Here is a 17,649-nt window from a genome sequence, read left to right on the forward strand (position 1 = left end):
CGGTTCACCGCATGATTGGCAAGAACTTCTTTTCGACAATACACAGTCATGCGGGCTCCCCCATGCTGATTTCCCGCCAGAGAATACCTATATAAAAAGAAGCAATCAGGAGCATAGTTGAAATGCCGGGCAACATATTGCGTGTAGCACTGAGTTCATGCCTGCTCTTAACCGGTCTGGCCGGCACCGCAGCAGCGGTCGAATTGCGAAAAACGCCTTATCTACCTTCATTGCAGCCCAGCAAACCGGCCATTCCCAATGGCGACATCGGTTCCACCGGCCCCAAATCCGGCTCCAGCAAATGCTATGGTTCGGTAGGCTGCGACGATAGCGGAAACTATATTTCCGGCGAAGGCGTACTCAGATACAAAAATGGCGCCCCTCTGCAAATCCGCCCCTCGACGCGTCCGCCCGTCACGACGCGGGGACCGAGCAGCAATCATATTCGATGGTGCTCGAACCAGTATCGCAGTTATCGCACATCGGACGACACCTATCAGCCTTTGGCGGGACCGCGCACAGGTTGCAATTCACCATTCCAGTAAAAAGCCGGGGAGACCCCGGCTTTTTATATCAGGCAGCAGCCAATTTCGCATGTGTGCGGATCAGGCGCCCAAGCCGCTTGATGCCCTCATCGATCATTTCGTCATTGGCACATGAATAGCTCAGACGCAGCGTATTGGCACCCGTGCCATCGGCAAAGAATGCCTTGCCCGGCACGAAAGCCACTTTTTCGCTCTCAATCGAGGCGGCCAGCAAAGCCGCGCCATCCATGCCTTCCGGCAATGTCACCCAGATGAACATGCCGCCTTCAGGCTTCGTCCAATCCGTGCCTTCGGGCATATATTCAGCCAGCGCTTCCAGCATCCTGTCGCGGCGATGCTTGTAAACGCGGTGCAGTTTGGCAAGCTGCGCGTCGAAACCACCGGTGGCCACGCGCTGAATGGCGAGCTGGTTGATCGTGGGTGAATGCAGATCGGATGCCTGCTTGATGAGCACCAGCTTGCGAATGACATTTTGCGAAGCTACGACATAACCCACGCGCAATCCAGGTGCGAGCGTCTTGGAAAACGAGCCGCAATAAATGGTCCGCACCTTCTCTATATCGCCACCATGGCGCGCAATATCGAGGGCTAAAATGGGAGGAATGGCCGCGCCATCATATCGCAAATATTGATAGGCCGCGTCTTCGATGATCGGAATATCGAGTTCCTCTGCATCTGCCAGCATCTTTTCGCGTCCGGCAAGGTCCACGGTCTCGCCGGTCGGATTACTGAAGTCTGCCGAAAGATAGGCAAACTTGACTTCGCCGCCGGCCTTTTCCGCAACTTGGCTATAAGATTCCGGCGTGCGGTTGCCATTGAGCGTCAGAATATCATAGGTCGGCTCATAGGCATTGAACGCCTGCAATGCGCCAAGATAGGTCGGCGCCGTCACCAGCGCCGTGTCGTTGGGCGAGAGGAACAATTTGCCCAGATAGTCTAGCGCCTGTTGCGAGCCGGAAGTGATGAAAACATTATCTTCGGTGCAGGAAATGCCGAGCTTGGCAAGCTCGCCCACCAGCCAGCTACGCAGCGGCTTGTAACCTTCCGAGACGGAGTACTGCAGAGCTGCATTGGCTTCAGGACCGGTGAGAATGTCCTTATAGGCACTCTGGAATTCATCGTGCGGGAAAAGCGCCGGATCGGGAATGCCGCCAGCAAATGAAATAATATCCGGGCGTTCAAGCAGCTTCAGAAGCTCACGAATTTCCGAAGCGCGCATGCGTTTCGAGCGCGTTGCAAATACACTTTCCCAGTCCAGCACGGGAAGTCTCCTCAAATTTTACGACGTAAAATGAAGCGATAGCGCAATTTCCACCCCGCGAGAACACCTCTTCCGATGCTTGTATGGAATTAAGCTATTCGGAATTGTTCTAGGGCCCGTTCTTCTCAACAATTTAGGGGGCGCAGAAACGCCCCCTAAAAGCATACCTCGAAAAAGAATTCGAAGGTTCTAGTTGCGGGCCTTGTCGACCAGCTTGTTCTTGGAAATCCATGGCATCATGGCGCGCAGCTTCTCACCGACTTCCTCAATCTGGTGGCTGTCGTTCATACGGCGAATGCCCTTGAAGCGGGCTGCACCCGAATGCCATTCCTGCATCCACTCGGAGGTGAACTTGCCGGTCTGGATATCTTTCAGAACGCGCTTCATCTCAGCCTTGGTTTCGGCAGTGATGATGCGCGGGCCGGTGGCATATTCGCCCCATTCCGCCGTGTTCGAGATCGAGTAGTTCATGTTGGCGATGCCGCCTTCATAGATCAAGTCCACGATCAGCTTCACTTCGTGCAGGCACTCGAAATAAGCCATTTCCGGCGCGTAGCCAGCCTCGACCAGCGTTTCGAAGCCCGCGCGGATCAGTTCGACCAGACCGCCACACAGAACAGCTTGCTCGCCAAACAGATCAGTTTCGCACTCTTCCTTGAACGTGGTTTCGATAACGCCCGAACGGCCGCCACCAACGCCCGAAGCATAGGATAGAGCCAGATCATGCGCATTGCCCGAAGCATCCTGATGAATGGCGATAAGGCAGGGAACGCCGCCGCCCTTCTGATACTCGCCGCGCACCGTATGACCCGGACCCTTCGGCGCGATCATGACGACATCGACAGTCTTCTTCGGCTCGATGAGGCCGAAATGCACATTGAGGCCGTGCGCGAAAGCGATTGCAGCGCCGTCGCGCAGATTGTCGTGGATATGGTCCTTGTAAATATCTGCCTGAAGCTCATCCGGCGTCGCCATCATCATGAGATCGGCCCATTTGGCGGCATCAGCAACATTCAGAACTTCAAAGCCATCAGCTTCGGCCTTGGCTTTGGTGGCGGACCCTTCACGAAGAGCAACGCGCACATTGGCTGCGCCGGAGTCTTTGAGGTTCAGCGCATGAGCACGGCCCTGGCTACCGTAACCGACAATGACGACATTCTTTGCTTTGATGAGATTTACATCCGCATCGCGATCATAATAAACGCGCATTTTCTATTCCCTTCATTCAGATTGTCTGCGGCTTCCTTGCGTCTGCCGATGATTATGCCCCGTAAAGAGCGAAAAACTGCTTGGTGGCGCGCCGGGCGTCCCGGATAACCACCGCATCAGTCAGTTCCAGCCGGTCGCCAAGCAGCAACCGGATCTGCATATCCCGGACCACAAGCCCGAAAAACGCGCGGAATGCTTCGTCAATATCGTCAAAAGCCAAGAGCTTCGCATCCAGCCCCATTTGCAGGATCGGCTTCAGTCGGTCGGCCATGGCCACCGGCCCGTTGGCGAGGACGATTCCCCCCAAGGCTGATTTTCCCGACGCCGCATGACTGACGGCCAGACGGTTGAGCGCGATCGACGTCGGGCCTGAAAGTACCAACAGCCAATCGCGCGCAAAATGCTCAAGACTGGAAAACAACGATTCCGCATCGAGCTTTTCACGCGCGACCGGAACGACCCGCACCTTCGATGCCTGCCAGCGCACCATCGCCGTCAGCAGGCCATCACGATCACCGAACCATTTATAAAGGCTTTCCTTGGAGCAATTGGCAGCGCGGGCAATGCCGGCCGTTGTCAAGGCACGGTCTCCGCCCTCGACAAGAAGGCGCAGCGCCTGCTCCAGAACATCGTTCTGACGCGGCGAAAAAGACGGCTGCTTCTGAGCCAGAATTTCCTCGCTTGTATCAGTCACGGATTGCCTCCTTGTTTGTACCGTACGGTACGGTTCTATTTAATAATTGCACATACACTATCCGTCAAGCAGGATTTTTCGGCTAATTGGAAAACCCATCACTCAAAATCGGTGACGGAAGAACCGGTGCCAAAAGCGATATAAATCAAAAGGAAAGAGCACCTTCTGGAATCAGTTTCTCAGAAGGTGCTCTCTTGAGACCACAGGCCGCTCAATGAACGGATCAGATATTGACCTGCGTACCAATTTCAACCACCCGTCCCGTGGGTATCTGGAAATATTCCGTCGCATCCGATGCGGTTCGTGCAAGCAGGATAAACAGCTTGTCCTGCCAGATTGGCATGCCCGAATGGGTCGATGCTTTGAGCGAGCGACGTGACAGGAAAAACGACGTTGTCATAATATCGAACTTCCAGCCGAGCTTGCGGCACAGTCCAAGCGCGCGCGGGATATTCGGCTGTTGCATATAGCCAAAAGTCAGCGTCACCTGCATGAAACGTTCATTATATTGCGAAACACGCGCACGGTCCGCACTGAAAACCCATGGCTTCGACGCGGTCACAACCGTCAGAATTACATTGTTTTCATGCAACACCTTGTAATGTTTGAGACTGTGCATCAGCGCGGTCGGTGCACTCTTGGAGTCACCCGTCAGGAACACAGCCGTTCCCGGCACGATGGTCGGAGGCCGCTTGTGCATCTGCTCGACGATCAGATCGAGCGGCACTTCTGCTTTCCGGGTTTTGCGGAACAGGTGCCTCGTGCCGCGGACCCATGTCCACATGATGATGACCAGAATTGCGGCAAAGCCTATCGACGCCCAACCTCCATCATGCACCTTGATGATATTGGCGCTGAAGAAAAGTACATCGATAATCAAAAAAACGGTAATCAGCGGCAAGGCGTGTACCGTGCTCCAGTTCCATATGCGGGTCATAACGATATAGAGCAAAATCGTTGTAACAAGCATATTGCCAGTCACCGCAATGCCGTAAGCGGCTGCCAGATTGCTAGACTTTTCAAATCCCAGAACGAGGATGATGACTGTCAGCCCTAAAAGCATATTAACGCGCGGAATATAAATCTGCCCGTGAAGCTTTTCGGATGTATGCATAATTTCCAGCCGCGGCAGAATATTCATTTGCACAGCCTGTCGCGCCACCGAAAACGCTCCGCTGATCACCGCCTGGCTGGCGATCACCGTCGCAGCCGTTGCAAGCAGCACCATAGGCCATAAAGCAAAATCCGGCATCATCTGGAAAAACGGCAGAGCCGCCGCCTCGCCATGTGACAGAACAAAGGCTGCTTGCCCGAAATAATTCAGCACAAGGCAAGGAAACACGATCCAAAGCCAGGCGCGCACGATCGGCTTGCGCCCGAAATGGCCAAGATCGGCATAAAGCGCTTCGGCACCCGTCATGGCAAGAAAAACCGCGCCAACCGTGATGAAAGCAATGCCAGGACTGATCGTCAGGAAGCGCACCGCATAAAAGGGATTGAGCGCGGCAAGCACTGTCGGGTCATCGAAAATATGCCAAAGGCCCAACGCACCTAATGCCAAAAACCACAGCGCCATGACCGGCCCAAAAACGATTGCCACCTTTCCCGTTCCGTATTTCTGGATGGAAAACAGCATGACCAGAATGATGACCGTGATGGGAACGACAAAGGGCGTCATTTGTGGCGCAACGATATGCAACCCTTCCACCGCTGACAGCACGGAAATGGCGGGCGTGATAACGGCATCGCCAAAGAATAGTGCTGCACCGCAAATCCCCACTCCTAAAATGACGTCAGGTCGCCTTTTCAGGGCAGCCTGCACCAAAGCCATTAAAGACAGGATGCCGCCTTCGCCATTATTGTCAGCGCGCAGCACGAACAGCACATATTTGATCGTAACAACCAGCAAAAGCGCCCAGAAGATGAGCGAAACAACGCCCAGAATATCGCTTCGGACGAGAACCCCATCAGACGTAGCAGCGTGCAGGGCTTCGCGAAAAGCGTAAATCGGGCTTGTACCAATATCGCCATAGACAACGCCAAGCGCACCGAGCACTAGCATTTTCATGCTTTCGCTCTGATGATCGTTCTCGTCAGCAACAGAGCCATTTTCGGAAGCAGCCCCCAATGGCTGCATATTTTGTGCGCTCGTTTGCGCATCGCCGGAAGCCGGTGCACCCTTACCTGTTTGCTCGCTGCTCATTTGCAGATACCTCGCAAGGCCGTAATTATTTATATGAAAAATCGGAGAAAAAAGGCCAAACGATCCATCAACGGCTCGAAATACAGCCTTATGACAGATCCTTCGGAAAACATCCCTGCTTTCCTGATTATGAATTCCAAGCTCACATACACGAAACAGTTGTGGCGGGCGGTCTATACCTTGCTATTTCCTCGTACAAATGCAGATTTCGCAAAGCTCGACCGCCAGTCATGCGCTGCGTGCATTGCCTTATACCAAGGCGCTAAGATACTTACGCATCACGCCTTGAAAATATTTACCCGCTTGCGCCAGCCAAAGCAGCGATAAAACGGCTCACCGTAACGGGCATGCCATACATTAGCGCATCCGCCGCCAGGCCGTGACCGATGGAAACTTCGCTCAACTCCGTCACGCGCCCGACCAGCGCAGGCAGGTTCTCCACCGTCAAGTCGTGTCCCGCATTGACCTCAAGGCCGAGCGCCAGCGCGGCATCTGCCGCCTTGCCAAGACGGTTTATTTCCCGCGCTGCCGCAACCGGATCGTCATAGGTCGCCCCATAAGGTCCGGTATAAAGCTCGATCCGGTCAGCACCGATAGCCTTCGCCTTGTCGTAGCCAAGAGGGTCGGGATCGGCAAACAGCGAAACACGCATGCCGCGTGATTTCAGACGCTGGACAACAGGCGCCAGAAAATCGGCTTTGCTTTCGAAATCCCAGCCATGATCGGATGTCGCCTGAAGTGGGTCGTCGGGAACCAGCGTCACCTGTTCGGGCTGGTGCTTTTCGACAAGATCGAGAAAAGCTTCAGTCGGGAAACCCTCAATGTTAAATTCGGCTTGCGGATATTCGTCATCGATCAATGCGCGAATATCGCCAAGATCCGAAAAACGGATATGTCGCTGATCGGGGCGCGGATGCACCGTCAAGCCAGACGCACCTGCTATAAGCGCGGCTCGTCCTAATCCGGTGACGCTTGGCCAAGGAAGATCCCGCCGATTGCGCAACATAGCGATGGCGTTCAGATTGACGGACAGTTTTGCAGGCATGAAGCTTCGCTCCCCAAAATCAGCCTAGAGCATTTCCAGCAAAAGTGCGTAGCGGTTTTGCGCGGGACAATGCGTAAAAACAAGTCGATAGAGCGGGTCTATGATTCCGTTTAAACAGAAACCGCTCCAGGCTTTATATCGCCCGCCGAAAAAAAATGTGAGTGTTTTCCGGTCACACCGGAGACTCAATCCCCAGAAGCTGTCATAGCTGCAAATTTATCCAGACTTTTCGCAACTTTTGCACCGCCCCAGACGTTTTACCAAGCCAGACAAGGCGTTCAGAAACTGGAGGTCTCTATGCGAAATGAGAACGTTCCTGTCATCCGCCGCATTCCTACCAACCGGGATGATGTATTTGCTTTTGCAATCGAAGGGCGTCTTGATGATGCATCTTTGGAGAATCTTTATGGCCTGCTCGATGCCGCCTATGACGACCACGAGCAGATCGACCTGCTGATCCGCTTGACCGGCTATGAGGGCATGGACTGGAGTGCTGCTTTTTCCGATAATATGCTGGCCATGCGCACAAAATCGCTCAAGCATCTACGCCGTTATGCAATTGTCGGCGGGCCTTTCTGGATTCAGATGAGCGTCACCCTCATGCAGCCGTTTCTCTCGATTGAAATGCGCACATTCGAAGTCAGTGAAGAAGAAAGGGCATGGGTCTGGCTCGATGCAACGCCCGACCGGGGGTGATTATCTCACGATCGTCAAGTGTTCGGCGGCACGGGTAATGGCTGTGTAAAGCCAACGCTCACGCGTATCGCGAAAGGCATAGCTTTCATCGAACAGAACCACATTGTCCCACTGCGAGCCCTGGGCCTTATGCACGGTCAAGGCATACCCATAATCGAAATCGTCGAAACGCTTCTTGGTTTGCCATGGAATTTCGGCATCGGGGTTTTCAAACTGCGCCTTGAGCAGCTTGATTTTGGCGACGCCACGATCTTCGTCTTCGGGCGAGACCAGAAGATTGATACCGGGCTTCACCGTTTCCTTCGATGACGTCATTACTTTCCAGAGCGAACCGTTGAGCAACCCTTTGGCCGGGTCGTTACGCAGGCAGACAAGCTTGTCGCCCGCTTGCGGATAATCAGCGGTAAAACCTTTGAGCTCGCGCAGGCGCTGATTATAGCGCTTGCGCGTCCGGTTGGTGCCAACCAGCACCTGATCCGCCGCCAGAACCAGTTCCTGCGTCACCTCATGGCGCGAAATAACCTTGGCCCGGCCCTCATCACCATAGCCAAGCTCGCGCCCCTCGCGCACATCCAGCGCCATGCGGATGATTGGATTGTCGCGCGCCTGCCGGTGGATTTCAGTCAGCAGAAAATCAGGCTCATGCTCGGTAAAGAACCCGCCGCCGGAAATCGGCGGCAACTGTCCCGGATCGCCCAGCACCAGAATAGGCGTGCCAAATGTCATCAGATCGCGGCCCAGTTGCTCGTCAACCATGGAACACTCATCAACGACGATCAGTGCAGCCTTGGCGACAGGGCTTTGGCGGTTGAGCGAAAATGTCGGCGCAATAGAGGTCTTGCCGGTAGTTTCGTCCTCAATCGCTTCCTCGCCGCGCGGGCGATAGATCAACGAATGCAAGGTGCGGGCATTATTTGCGCCTTTTGAGCGCAAAACTTGCGCCGCCTTGCCTGTAAAGGCTGCAAACTGCACATCGCCATCGACATGTTCGGCGAAATAGCGCGCTAGCGTCGTCTTCCCCGTTCCTGCATAGCCAAACAACCTGAAGATCGGGGAGCGCCCTTCCTTCAGCCATTTTCCGACGGCTTTTAAAGCCTGTTCCTGCTCCGGTGAAAACTGCATGCCCTGTTCAGACAGGATTCGCCGCACAAGAGCAAGGGCATAGGAGAACAAACCAGCACCAAAATGTGCCTCGCCAGCGCTTATGCCAAACAAGTATATTTAATAATTACTCTTAAAATAATATAATAAACTAGCCTGCACATCTGAAATATATAATATAATCAACAATAATTTCGATGGGAATTTAACTATTATTCAAATGTTTTTAGATTGTATAATTCTAAAAAGGAGCGTTTCCATGATGCTTGTCATTTTCGCAACGTTGGGGCTTGCATTGCTCCTCGGTTGGTTCGGGCGAAAATCCATTGCGCTTGTGCTGATCGTCATTTGTCTGGCATTGGCAGTTAAACAGTTTTTGTGGGAAATCCACAGTCCTGAATATGGCTACCGCATGCCATGGATTCAGACCCAGGTGATCAACCCGCCTCAACAAAGGCACTCGACCATCGCATTCATGTTCAACCCGGAAATAGTACATGGAGACCTCATATGACCGCCTCCACCCGGCATGATGCAGCAGAACAATCCTTGTCTGCCATTCTCCTTGATATCTACCTTCTAGGAATGATGACTGTCATCGCTGGTATTCTCACGACCGCTATGACACTCCAGTACGCTTGGGGCGAAATACCCTGCCCGCTATGCCTTCTCCAGCGCGTCGCAATGTTTGGGGTCTGCTTCGGTATCATTTTACAATTCCGTCATGGTTTTTCTTATCGCAACACGGGATTGAGCATGGTTTTTTCGCTTTTCCTGCTTATCGTCTCGGTCCGTCAGACCTTGCTCGATATCTACCCTCGACCGGGACATGAATATATCGGCAGCGCCGTGTTCGGCATGCATATGCCGGTATGGTCAGTACTGATCGCCGTAGCACTTCTGACCGCCTTCGCAATTCAGCTGATTGTGTGGGGTAACCAGGTCCAATGGTGCGAAAAACCCATCTCGCGTCTTCCACTGTTACGCGTGCTCGCGACCATCCTCAGTCTTTACGTCATAGCCATAGGTGTCGTTAATTTTGTCTCTGTTGGGGTGCAATGTGGTGTGGGTGAGTGCCACACTTTTGGCTACGCCCTGCTTAAATAGTCTCGAAACCATGAGAAGCGGCTTCAGATGGAGCCGCTTCTTTCGTTATGTCAGCATTGGCCATAGGCTCACGACCAGAAGCAGCGCCATTACAATATTGAACCATTTGAGCCGCACCGAATCCGACAACCAATTTCGCAGCAAAGTGCCGAACCCCGCCCAGCTCGACACGCTTGGCAAATTGACGATCGAGTAGATTACGCTCACAAGCAAAACGGACCCAGTGTAATTTTCCTGGCTCGCGTAGGTCGCGACACCAGTGACAGCCATCACCCATGCCTTGGGATTTACCCATTGAAAGGCTGCTGCTTCGGTGAACTTCATAGGGCGAGTTTTACCGCCCTTGCTTTCGCCGATCAAGCGCGATGTTGCGATCTTCCATGCAAGGTAAAGCATATAGGTGCCACCCGCGAATTTCAGCAAAACATAAAGCATCGGCAAAGTTTCGAGTAGCGCGCCCAGCCCAAGCCCCACGCCAAGTAAAAGCGAAAAGAATCCGATTCCAATACCAAGCATATGCGGAATGGTGCGCCAGAAGCCAAAATTCACACCAGAAGCAAGCAGCATCAGATTGTTTGGGCCTGGCGTGATCGACGATACAAACGCAAAGACGATCAACGCCACAAATATATCAAGCGGCATAGCACAGCAAAACCAAAAGGGGTGAGGGACCGACCAACGACAAGTTGAGCCGGTCCGAAACAGATTACAGGCCCTGAGGACCGCGGTTCATCGCAGCCACACCGGTACGGCAGACCTCAACCAGGCCGAGCGGCTTCATCAAGGTGATGAACTGGTCAATCTTGGTCGTCTTGCCAGTAAATTCGATAATGAAATGCTCGGTTGTTGCATCCACGATCTTGGCGTTGAAGGCGTCGGCCAGCCGCAAGGTTTCCGCGCGCGCCTCGCCCTTGCCCGCGACCTTGATCAAGGCGAGTTCGCGTTCAATCGGGCGCTCGTGACCCAGCTCGATAGCGCGATGGGTCATATCAACCACGCGGTGCACCGGCACGATACGCTCAAGCTGGTGACGTATCTGGTCGAGGACGTTGGGCGTCCCGCGCGTTACAATTGTGATGCGCGAAAGGTGCTGTTCATGCTCGGTTTCAGAAACCGTCAGGCTTTCAATATTGTAACCACGGCCTGAAAACAGCCCGATGACGCGGGCAAGAACACCCGGCTCATTGTCTACGAGAACGGAAAGCGTATGCGTTTCCGGCGTTTGTGTATCGGCTGCGATAAAATATGCCGAACCGGATGCTAGATTTTGTGCGTTCATTTTCTTTTCTCCGGATCAGACGAGCGCGCGGCCCTTGGCGTCGATTGCATTGGCGACCGCTTCATCTGTCGCCTCGTCGGGCAGCAACATTTCATTATGCGCCTTGCCGGACGGGATCATCGGGAAGCAATTGGCGAGATTGGCGACACGGCAATCGAAGATCACCGGCTTTTTCACCTCGATCATTTCCATGATGGCGTCGTCGAGCCGGGCGGGCTTGTCGCAACGAATACCATGCGCGCCGTAGGCTTCCGCCAGCTTGACGAAATCCGGCATGGCTTCGGTATAGGAATGCGACAGGCGATTGCCATGCAGCAATTGCTGCCACTGCCGAACCATGCCCATATACTGATTGTTAAGGATGAAAATCTTGATCGGCGCATTATACTGGATAGCCGCCGACATTTCCTGAATACACATCTGGATCGAGGCATCGCCCGCAACATCGATGACCAGCGCATCGGGATGTGCAATCTGCACGCCGAGCGCCGCCGGCAGGCCATAGCCCATTGTGCCCAGACCGCCCGACGTCATCCAGCGGTTCGGCGCCTCGAAATCCAGGAACTGCGCTGCCCACATCTGATGCTGTCCGACTTCGGTTGTGATATAGGTATCGTGGCCCTTGGTCAGTTCATTGAGCCGCTGCAAAGCATATTGCGGCATGATGACGTCCTTGTTTGGCGCATAGGCGAGAGAATTGCGCGAGCGCCAGCGATCGATCTGCTCCCACCATGCGGCAATCGCCTTTTTTTCCGGCTTCTTTTCGGCTGCGCGAAACTGGCGAACAATATCTTCCAGCACATGGGCAACATCGCCGACGATCGGAACGTCCACACGAACATTCTTGTTGATCGATGAAGGATCGATATCGATATGGATTTTGCGCGAATGCGGCGAAAACGCATTGAGACGACCCGTAATGCGGTCATCGAAACGTGCGCCGATGCACAGCATGACATCACAATCATGCATGGTCATATTGGCTTCGTAAGTGCCGTGCATGCCCAGCATACCGAGCCAGTTCTTGCCCGATGCCGGATAGGCGCCCAGTCCCATCAGTGTCGAAGTGATCGGGAAATTGCTGATTTCAACCAGTTCGCGCAGCAGTTTCGTTGCCGCAGGGCCGGAGTTGATAACGCCGCCGCCTGAATAGATGACAGGCTTCCTCGCCGTCAGCAGCAATTCGAGCGCTTGAGAAATCGCATTTTTATCCCCTTCCAGTGTCGGACGATAGCTGGTCCGCGGCGCGGTCTGTGGCGGCGTGTAAATGCCACTGGCAAACTGGATATCCTTGGGGATATCGACCAGAACCGGTCCCGGACGACCCGTTGAGGCGATATGGAAGGCCTCATGCAGGATACGGGACAGATCGTCGATGCTGCGAACCAGCCAGTTATGCTTGGTGCAGGGGCGCGTGATCCCAACCGTATCTGCCTCCTGAAAACCGTCCGAGCCGATCAGCGTCGTCGGAACCTGACCGGAAATGCAAACCAGCGGGATGGAATCCATCAATGCATCCTGCAAGGGCGTCACTGCATTGGTGGCGCCGGGACCGGATGTGACCAGCATGACCCCGACCTTACCGGTCGAACGTGCATAACCCTCCGCTGCATGTCCCGCGCCCTGTTCATGACGAACCAGAATATGCTGAACCTTGTCCTGCTGGAAAAGCTCGTCATAGATCGGCAGCACGGCTCCGCCCGGATAACCGAATATATGTTCCACGCCATGATCGATCATGGCCTGGACCACCATTTCCGCGCCAGTCATTTCGCGTTGCCCCGCGGACATTATCGCCGCCTCGCCTTTTGCTGCCGTCATCGTCGTCACTTCCCGTCTGCTTTACATATTCAATGTCGTTGGCGTTCTGATAACAAAAAAGGCCCCCGAGGGAGCCTGTCTTTCGCGCATGGGAGCTTTCGCCGGATGGTTACACCATCCTGCCCATGCGCATTCGTACCACAAGAATAAGAGCTGTTTTGTTCATAGGCGGAAGACTAATCACCCCAGATCATATCGTCAACGCATAATTGCGCCCATCGCGATATTTTCTTTTACAGACAAGCCTTCTGCGACAACTTTATTGCCCAGACAGCGCGTCCTCACCGGAAGAAAGTATTTTCCAGCTCTCATCGAGCTGGTTGCGAAACCATGTTGACTGGCGTTTGGCATATTGGCGCGTTGCAATGATGGAACGCTCGATTGCTTCTTCACGCGACATGGCTCCGTCCAGAAAAGCCGAAATCTCACGCACGCCGATTGCCTTCATGGCAGGCAGCGCCGGATCAAGATTGAGCGCCAGCAAGGCACGAACCTCGTCAATCGCACCGCGGTCCCACATGAGATTGAACCGCTGGGCGATACGCTGTCCAAGCCAGCCGCGATCCGGCAGAAGCACAATTTTGCGCGCCGTCTGGTCATCGACCAACGCCCTGCCCTTCTCCTGTTGCCAGTCGAGCAGGGATTTCCCCGTCGCCTCGAAAACTTCAAGAGCACGCACGATGCGCTGGCTGTCGGTGGGGCGCAGCGTTGCCGCAATTACCGGATCGCGCCGTTGCAATGCAGCATGAAGCGTTTCGGCACCCTCCCTCTCCATCCGCTGCCGCCAGTACTGACGCAGATTGGCAGGCACTTCCGGCATCTGCGACAGGCCACCCAGAAGCGCACGGAAATAAAGCCCGGTTCCGCCGACAAAGATCGGCACTCGGCCTTCAAGATCGGGACGAGACACCAGTGCTTCCACATCGGCAAACCACTTTCCGGTGGAATAGGAGATCGAAGGCGGCACATGACCATAGAGATAATGCTCTGCCTCACGCAGATCGTCCACCGACGGCCGTGCCGTCAGGAGATTGAGCACATCATAGACTTGCATGGAATCACTGTTCACGATGAAGCCGCCGGTCTCCTGTGCCATATGAACAGCAAGAGCCGACTTGCCGCTGGCCGTTGGGCCAGCTATCAGGATTGCACTCTTCACCGCATAATCACTCATTGCAGGAAATGCTCCTCATGTCCCGATCTGTTCCCCTGATTGCCACATTGATCGCCAATCCAGCCAAGGCCGCGCTGGTTCCGTCACTTGGGATTAAAGCCTCGGCAGCAGTGAATGCAACCGGACTTTATTGGCTGGCCGATGGTATCGCATGCGATATACCACTCCCTTCGTCCATCCTTGCGCAAGAAGCAGAGAGTGCATTGCGTGCCGCTCTTGATAGCGCGCCAGTCGATATCGTGGTGCAGGAGCAGGACAACCGGCGCAAGAAGATTCTGATCGCTGACATGGATTCCACCATGATCCAGCAGGAATGCATCGATGAACTGGCCGAGGAAGCCGGGCTGCGCGAACTGGTCTCGGAGATTACAGCACGCGCCATGAATGGCGAGATCGCTTTCGAGCCCGCCTTGCGCGAACGGGTGGCTTTGTTGAAGGGCTTGCCGCTTTCGGTGATCGACAAGGTTATTTCGACCCGGATTTCCCTGATGCCAGGCGGACCGGAACTCGTCCGCACTATGCGCAAATATGGCGCTTATACAGCGCTTGTTTCCGGTGGCTTCACCTCCTTCACGCAACGCATCGCAAACATGATCGGCTTCAATGAAGACCGCGCCAACGACCTTCTCGATGATGGAACCTATTTGACAGGTCAGGTTGCCGAACCGATTCTCGGGCGCGAAGCAAAGGTTGAAAAACTGATTGAAATAGCCGAACGTCTCGGGCTGACGACACAGGATGCAATCGCCGTTGGCGATGGGGCCAATGATCTTGGCATGATCCAGCTCGCCGGAACCGGCGTGGCGCTACATGCCAAACCCGCTGTAGCCGCTCAGGCCAAAGTGCGTATCGACCATGGCGATCTGACCGCCCTTCTTTATATTCAGGGCTATCGCAAGTCGGATTTTGTCGAATGATTATTCTGGAAACGCCCCGCCTTATTATCCGCAACTGGGAAGATCGTGACCGGGAACTGCTTCATGTGATCAATTCCGATGATGAAGTGATGCATTTTTTTCCGTTCCGTCGCAACCGTGCGGAGTCGGATGCTCTATTCGAACGCCTACAGACAATGATCGCCGAAACCGGTCTTGGCTTTTACGCACTCGAAGAAAAGCAAAACGAACAATGCATTGGCTTTGCCGGTCTTGCTCGTACCGATCTTGAGCCCCATTTTCCAACCGGCACTGTCGAAATAGGCTGGCGTCTTACCCGTCCATATTGGGGCAACGGCTATGTGACGGAAGCAGGCAGAGCGCTTCTTGCCTATGCCTTCGAAACGCTGGATCTTCCAGAAGTCGTGTCCTTCGCGGTCTTTAACAACGACCGCTCAACGTCTGTCATGCAGCGCATCGGCATGGTGCGCAATGAAGCCAGGGACTTCGATCATCCGCGTGTGCCAGACGCGACACCGCACCTCAAACGCCACGTTGTTTATCGGATCTCCAAACCTGCGAGAGACTGAATCACATTCATAGAAGAACATTGCAAGCTATTCAGAACACAAACAAAAAAAGCGTTGCAATACTTTGCAACGCCTTTGGTTTTTTGATGAGAAAAACCTTAATCGATCCGGATAGTCACGAAGCGCAACTCGCCGGAGCGTGAAGCCAGCATCAGAAGCGCATTCTTGCGCCCTTCGCGGCGCAACGCATCGATACGCTTATTCACATCGTCCGGCGTCTTGACCATGACCTGATCGATGTCGACGATTACATCGCCGATTTCGATCCGCTTTTCGCCTGCTGCCGAACTGGGCGAAACATAAAGCACCGCTACCCCCTCAACATCTTCGGCAATGCCGAACTCACCGCGAACATCATCATCAATTGTGGCCAGGCGCATGCCGAGCACAGTAGTGCCGGCCTGATCCGGCTGCTCTTTTCCGGGTGTGTCGGGTACTTCCTGCCCTTCCTCACCCTCTGGCGTACCGGGTGCAGGTACATGATTCTCTGTAGCTTGCTCGCCGCTCTTGTCATCTTCTACGAGACGGCCGAGCTTGACCTTTACGGTCTTTTCCTTGCCCTTTCGAATGATGACAATTTCCACTTCGTCGCCGACAGCGCTTTCCGCCACAAGGCGCGGCAGATCGCGGGCACGCTCGACCGGCTTGCCGTCATAACGGATCACGACATCACCAGCTTCAATTGCCTTGTTCTCTATCCCTGAATTTTGGATCAGCCCGGAAATCAATGCGCCTTTAGCCTCTTTCAGACCAAGACTTTGCGCAATATCCTCCGTAACCGGCTGGATGCGCACGCCAAGCCAGCCCCGGCGCACTTCACCGAACTCCTTGAGCTGGTCGATCACGCCGACCGCCATTTCGGCGGGAATGGCAAAGCCGATGCCGATCGACCCTCCCGACGGCGAATAGATCGCTGTGTTAATCCCAATCACCTTGCCATCCATATCGAATAGCGGACCGCCAGAATTGCCGCGGTTGATTGCGGCATCCGTCTGGATGAAATCGTCATAGGGGCCGGATTGAATGTCGCGCTTGCGCGCCGAAATAATGCCCGCTGTCACCGTACCGCCGAGGCCGAACGGATTGCCGATGGCCAACACCCAGTCACCGATGCGCGCCTTCTCGGAATTGCCGAACTGCACAGCCTTAAGCTTGTGCCTGCTGGGATCGACCTTCAGCACGGCAAGATCGGTCTTGATATCCTTGCCGACCAGTTCCGCTTTTAACTTGGAACCATCAACGAAGTTGACTTCTATCTCGTCAGCATCCGCAATGACGTGATTATTGGTAACGAGAAAGCCTTTTTCGGCGTCGATTACAAACCCGGAACCAAGAGACTGCACTTTCCGCGATTCACCACCCTGGCCGCCGTCCTTGTCGTTATAAAAGTCGTTGAAGAATTCCTGAAAGGGCGAGCCTTCCGGCACTTGCGGAATCTGTACCGCACCATCATCGCTCTCATCTTCGTTAACGGTTTGCGAAGTGGAAATATTAACCACCGAATCGAGCAATCCCTCCGCAAGATCGGCTACGGAGGCAGGCCCTTTCGGTCCCTGCAAGGCCGTTTGCGCCATGGCAGAAGGCGCGCCTATCGAAACCGCGCCGCCAATGCTTGCCGCTCCCAAAGCCACGGTTGCCAATAGGGTGCGAGCAAATCTCGCCTTGGGTGCAATTGCCATGAAGCTCTGCTCCGTTCTGTCTACCTGCTCTGGAGTGGCTCCGGTTGTGACCAAATCGCCGAAACCGCTTCGCACTTTTACCGAAAGTGCTTTAAAAGCCAGAACACTGGATTGCTGCAAAATACGGCCTGTTTGCGGCTCCGCATAGGCTACAGGCGAAAATATAACGGAAATCCGCTCTTATCCCCTGACAAGCCAGACAAGGCCCACCCCAATTGCGAGCGCTGCAAGCCCTACGATCCGCAGTATATTTTCGGGTGCCTCGCTTGCATCGCGCGCAAGCTTCTTGGCAAAAAGAGGAAAGCCGCCGTAGAGAAGCCCTTCAAAGACGAAGAGAAGTCCTACGGCGGCCAGAAAATCGCTCATGCGC

At 54.3% G+C, this 17,649-nt stretch carries 18 protein-coding genes; 6 read left to right on the top strand and 12 right to left on the bottom strand.

Annotated features, from left to right (window positions below; genetic code table 11):
- Nucleotides 1-122 precede the first annotated feature (122 nt).
- On the top strand, nucleotides 123-545 hold the full coding sequence (locus tag KUG47_RS10295) for a BA14K family protein (protein WP_217677885.1): 423 nt from the start codon (nucleotides 123-125) through the stop codon (nucleotides 543-545).
- Nucleotides 546-573: 28 nt separating this feature from the next.
- Here KUG47_RS10295 and KUG47_RS10300 read toward each other — a convergent pair whose 3' ends face one another.
- The 5 genes from KUG47_RS10300 to KUG47_RS10320 form a co-directional block, all read right to left on the bottom strand.
- Complete coding sequence (locus KUG47_RS10300) at nucleotides 574-1,806, bottom strand: aminotransferase-like domain-containing protein (protein ID WP_217677886.1); 1,233 nt, start codon at nucleotides 1,804-1,806, stop codon at nucleotides 574-576.
- Between the two features lie 189 nt (nucleotides 1,807-1,995).
- Nucleotides 1,996-3,015, bottom strand: coding sequence for a ketol-acid reductoisomerase (gene ilvC / locus KUG47_RS10305; protein WP_217677887.1), 1,020 nt, complete (start codon nucleotides 3,013-3,015; stop codon nucleotides 1,996-1,998).
- Nucleotides 3,016-3,067: 52 nt separating this feature from the next.
- A complete protein-coding gene (locus KUG47_RS10310; RefSeq protein ID WP_217677888.1) occupies nucleotides 3,068-3,709 on the bottom strand; it encodes a TetR/AcrR family transcriptional regulator in 642 nt (213 codons plus the stop codon).
- Nucleotides 3,710-3,932: 223 nt separating this feature from the next.
- Nucleotides 3,933-5,846: a potassium transporter Kup gene (locus KUG47_RS10315; protein ID WP_217678172.1), complete on the bottom strand. Its 1,914-nt coding sequence runs from the start codon at nucleotides 5,844-5,846 to the stop codon at nucleotides 3,933-3,935.
- A gap of 361 nt (nucleotides 5,847-6,207) precedes the next feature.
- Entirely contained in the window at nucleotides 6,208-6,957 is a 750-nt protein-coding gene (locus tag KUG47_RS10320; RefSeq protein WP_217677889.1) for a pyridoxine 5'-phosphate synthase, read from the bottom strand.
- A gap of 297 nt (nucleotides 6,958-7,254) precedes the next feature.
- Between KUG47_RS10320 and KUG47_RS10325 the strand changes: the two genes are divergently transcribed.
- The gene (locus KUG47_RS10325) at nucleotides 7,255-7,653 is read left to right on the top strand and encodes a SpoIIAA family protein (RefSeq protein WP_217677890.1); all 399 of its coding nucleotides are present in this window, start codon (nucleotides 7,255-7,257) and stop codon (nucleotides 7,651-7,653) included.
- Here the strand turns inward: KUG47_RS10325 and KUG47_RS10330 are convergent, their stop codons facing one another.
- Nucleotides 7,654-8,775, bottom strand: a complete 1,122-nt coding sequence (locus tag KUG47_RS10330; RefSeq protein ID WP_217677891.1) for an ATP-dependent DNA helicase — start codon at nucleotides 8,773-8,775, stop codon at nucleotides 7,654-7,656.
- A gap of 238 nt (nucleotides 8,776-9,013) precedes the next feature.
- Between KUG47_RS10330 and KUG47_RS10335 the strand changes: the two genes are divergently transcribed.
- Together KUG47_RS10335 and KUG47_RS10340 are read left to right on the top strand one after the other, a co-directional pair.
- On the top strand, nucleotides 9,014-9,268 hold the full coding sequence (locus KUG47_RS10335) for a hypothetical protein (RefSeq protein ID WP_217678185.1): 255 nt from the start codon (nucleotides 9,014-9,016) through the stop codon (nucleotides 9,266-9,268).
- Entirely contained in the window at nucleotides 9,265-9,861 is a 597-nt protein-coding gene (locus KUG47_RS10340; RefSeq protein ID WP_254799502.1) for a disulfide bond formation protein B, read from the top strand. Before KUG47_RS10335 ends, KUG47_RS10340 begins: the two co-directional genes overlap by 4 nt.
- A 45-nt stretch (nucleotides 9,862-9,906) precedes the next feature.
- Here KUG47_RS10340 and KUG47_RS10345 read toward each other — a convergent pair whose 3' ends face one another.
- From KUG47_RS10345 to miaA, 4 genes are all read right to left on the bottom strand, one after another.
- The gene (locus KUG47_RS10345) at nucleotides 9,907-10,503 is read right to left on the bottom strand and encodes a LysE family translocator (protein ID WP_217677892.1); all 597 of its coding nucleotides are present in this window, start codon (nucleotides 10,501-10,503) and stop codon (nucleotides 9,907-9,909) included.
- 64 nt (nucleotides 10,504-10,567) lie between these two features.
- A complete protein-coding gene (ilvN, locus tag KUG47_RS10350; RefSeq protein ID WP_217677893.1) occupies nucleotides 10,568-11,140 on the bottom strand; it encodes an acetolactate synthase small subunit in 573 nt (190 codons plus the stop codon).
- Between the two features lie 15 nt (nucleotides 11,141-11,155).
- A complete protein-coding gene (locus KUG47_RS10355; RefSeq protein ID WP_217677894.1) occupies nucleotides 11,156-12,961 on the bottom strand; it encodes an acetolactate synthase 3 large subunit in 1,806 nt (601 codons plus the stop codon).
- 259 nt (nucleotides 12,962-13,220) lie between these two features.
- Nucleotides 13,221-14,135, bottom strand: coding sequence for a tRNA (adenosine(37)-N6)-dimethylallyltransferase MiaA (gene miaA / locus KUG47_RS10360; protein ID WP_217677895.1), 915 nt, complete (start codon nucleotides 14,133-14,135; stop codon nucleotides 13,221-13,223).
- A 17-nt stretch (nucleotides 14,136-14,152) separates the two neighbouring features.
- Here miaA and serB point away from each other — a divergent pair, with 17 nt between their 5' ends.
- Nucleotides 14,153-15,052: a phosphoserine phosphatase SerB gene (gene serB, locus KUG47_RS10365; RefSeq protein WP_217677896.1), complete on the top strand. Its 900-nt coding sequence runs from the start codon at nucleotides 14,153-14,155 to the stop codon at nucleotides 15,050-15,052.
- Entirely contained in the window at nucleotides 15,049-15,600 is a 552-nt protein-coding gene (locus KUG47_RS10370) for a GNAT family N-acetyltransferase (protein ID WP_217677897.1), read from the top strand. The genes serB and KUG47_RS10370 overlap by 4 nt, the downstream gene beginning before the upstream one ends.
- A gap of 98 nt (nucleotides 15,601-15,698) precedes the next feature.
- On the opposite strand, the gene KUG47_RS10375 is transcribed toward KUG47_RS10370, so the two are convergent.
- Nucleotides 15,699-17,279 (bottom strand): Do family serine endopeptidase, encoded by a 1,581-nt coding sequence (locus tag KUG47_RS10375; RefSeq protein WP_217677898.1) that lies wholly within the window; start codon nucleotides 17,277-17,279, stop codon nucleotides 15,699-15,701.
- A 180-nt stretch (nucleotides 17,280-17,459) separates the two neighbouring features.
- Nucleotides 17,460-17,645 (bottom strand): DUF2065 domain-containing protein, encoded by a 186-nt coding sequence (locus tag KUG47_RS10380; protein ID WP_217677899.1) that lies wholly within the window; start codon nucleotides 17,643-17,645, stop codon nucleotides 17,460-17,462.
- Nucleotides 17,646-17,649: the final 4 nt, after the last annotated feature.

The organism is Falsochrobactrum tianjinense, from assembly GCF_019100495.1.
GTDB lineage: Bacteria > Pseudomonadota > Alphaproteobacteria > Rhizobiales > Rhizobiaceae > Brucella > Brucella tianjinense.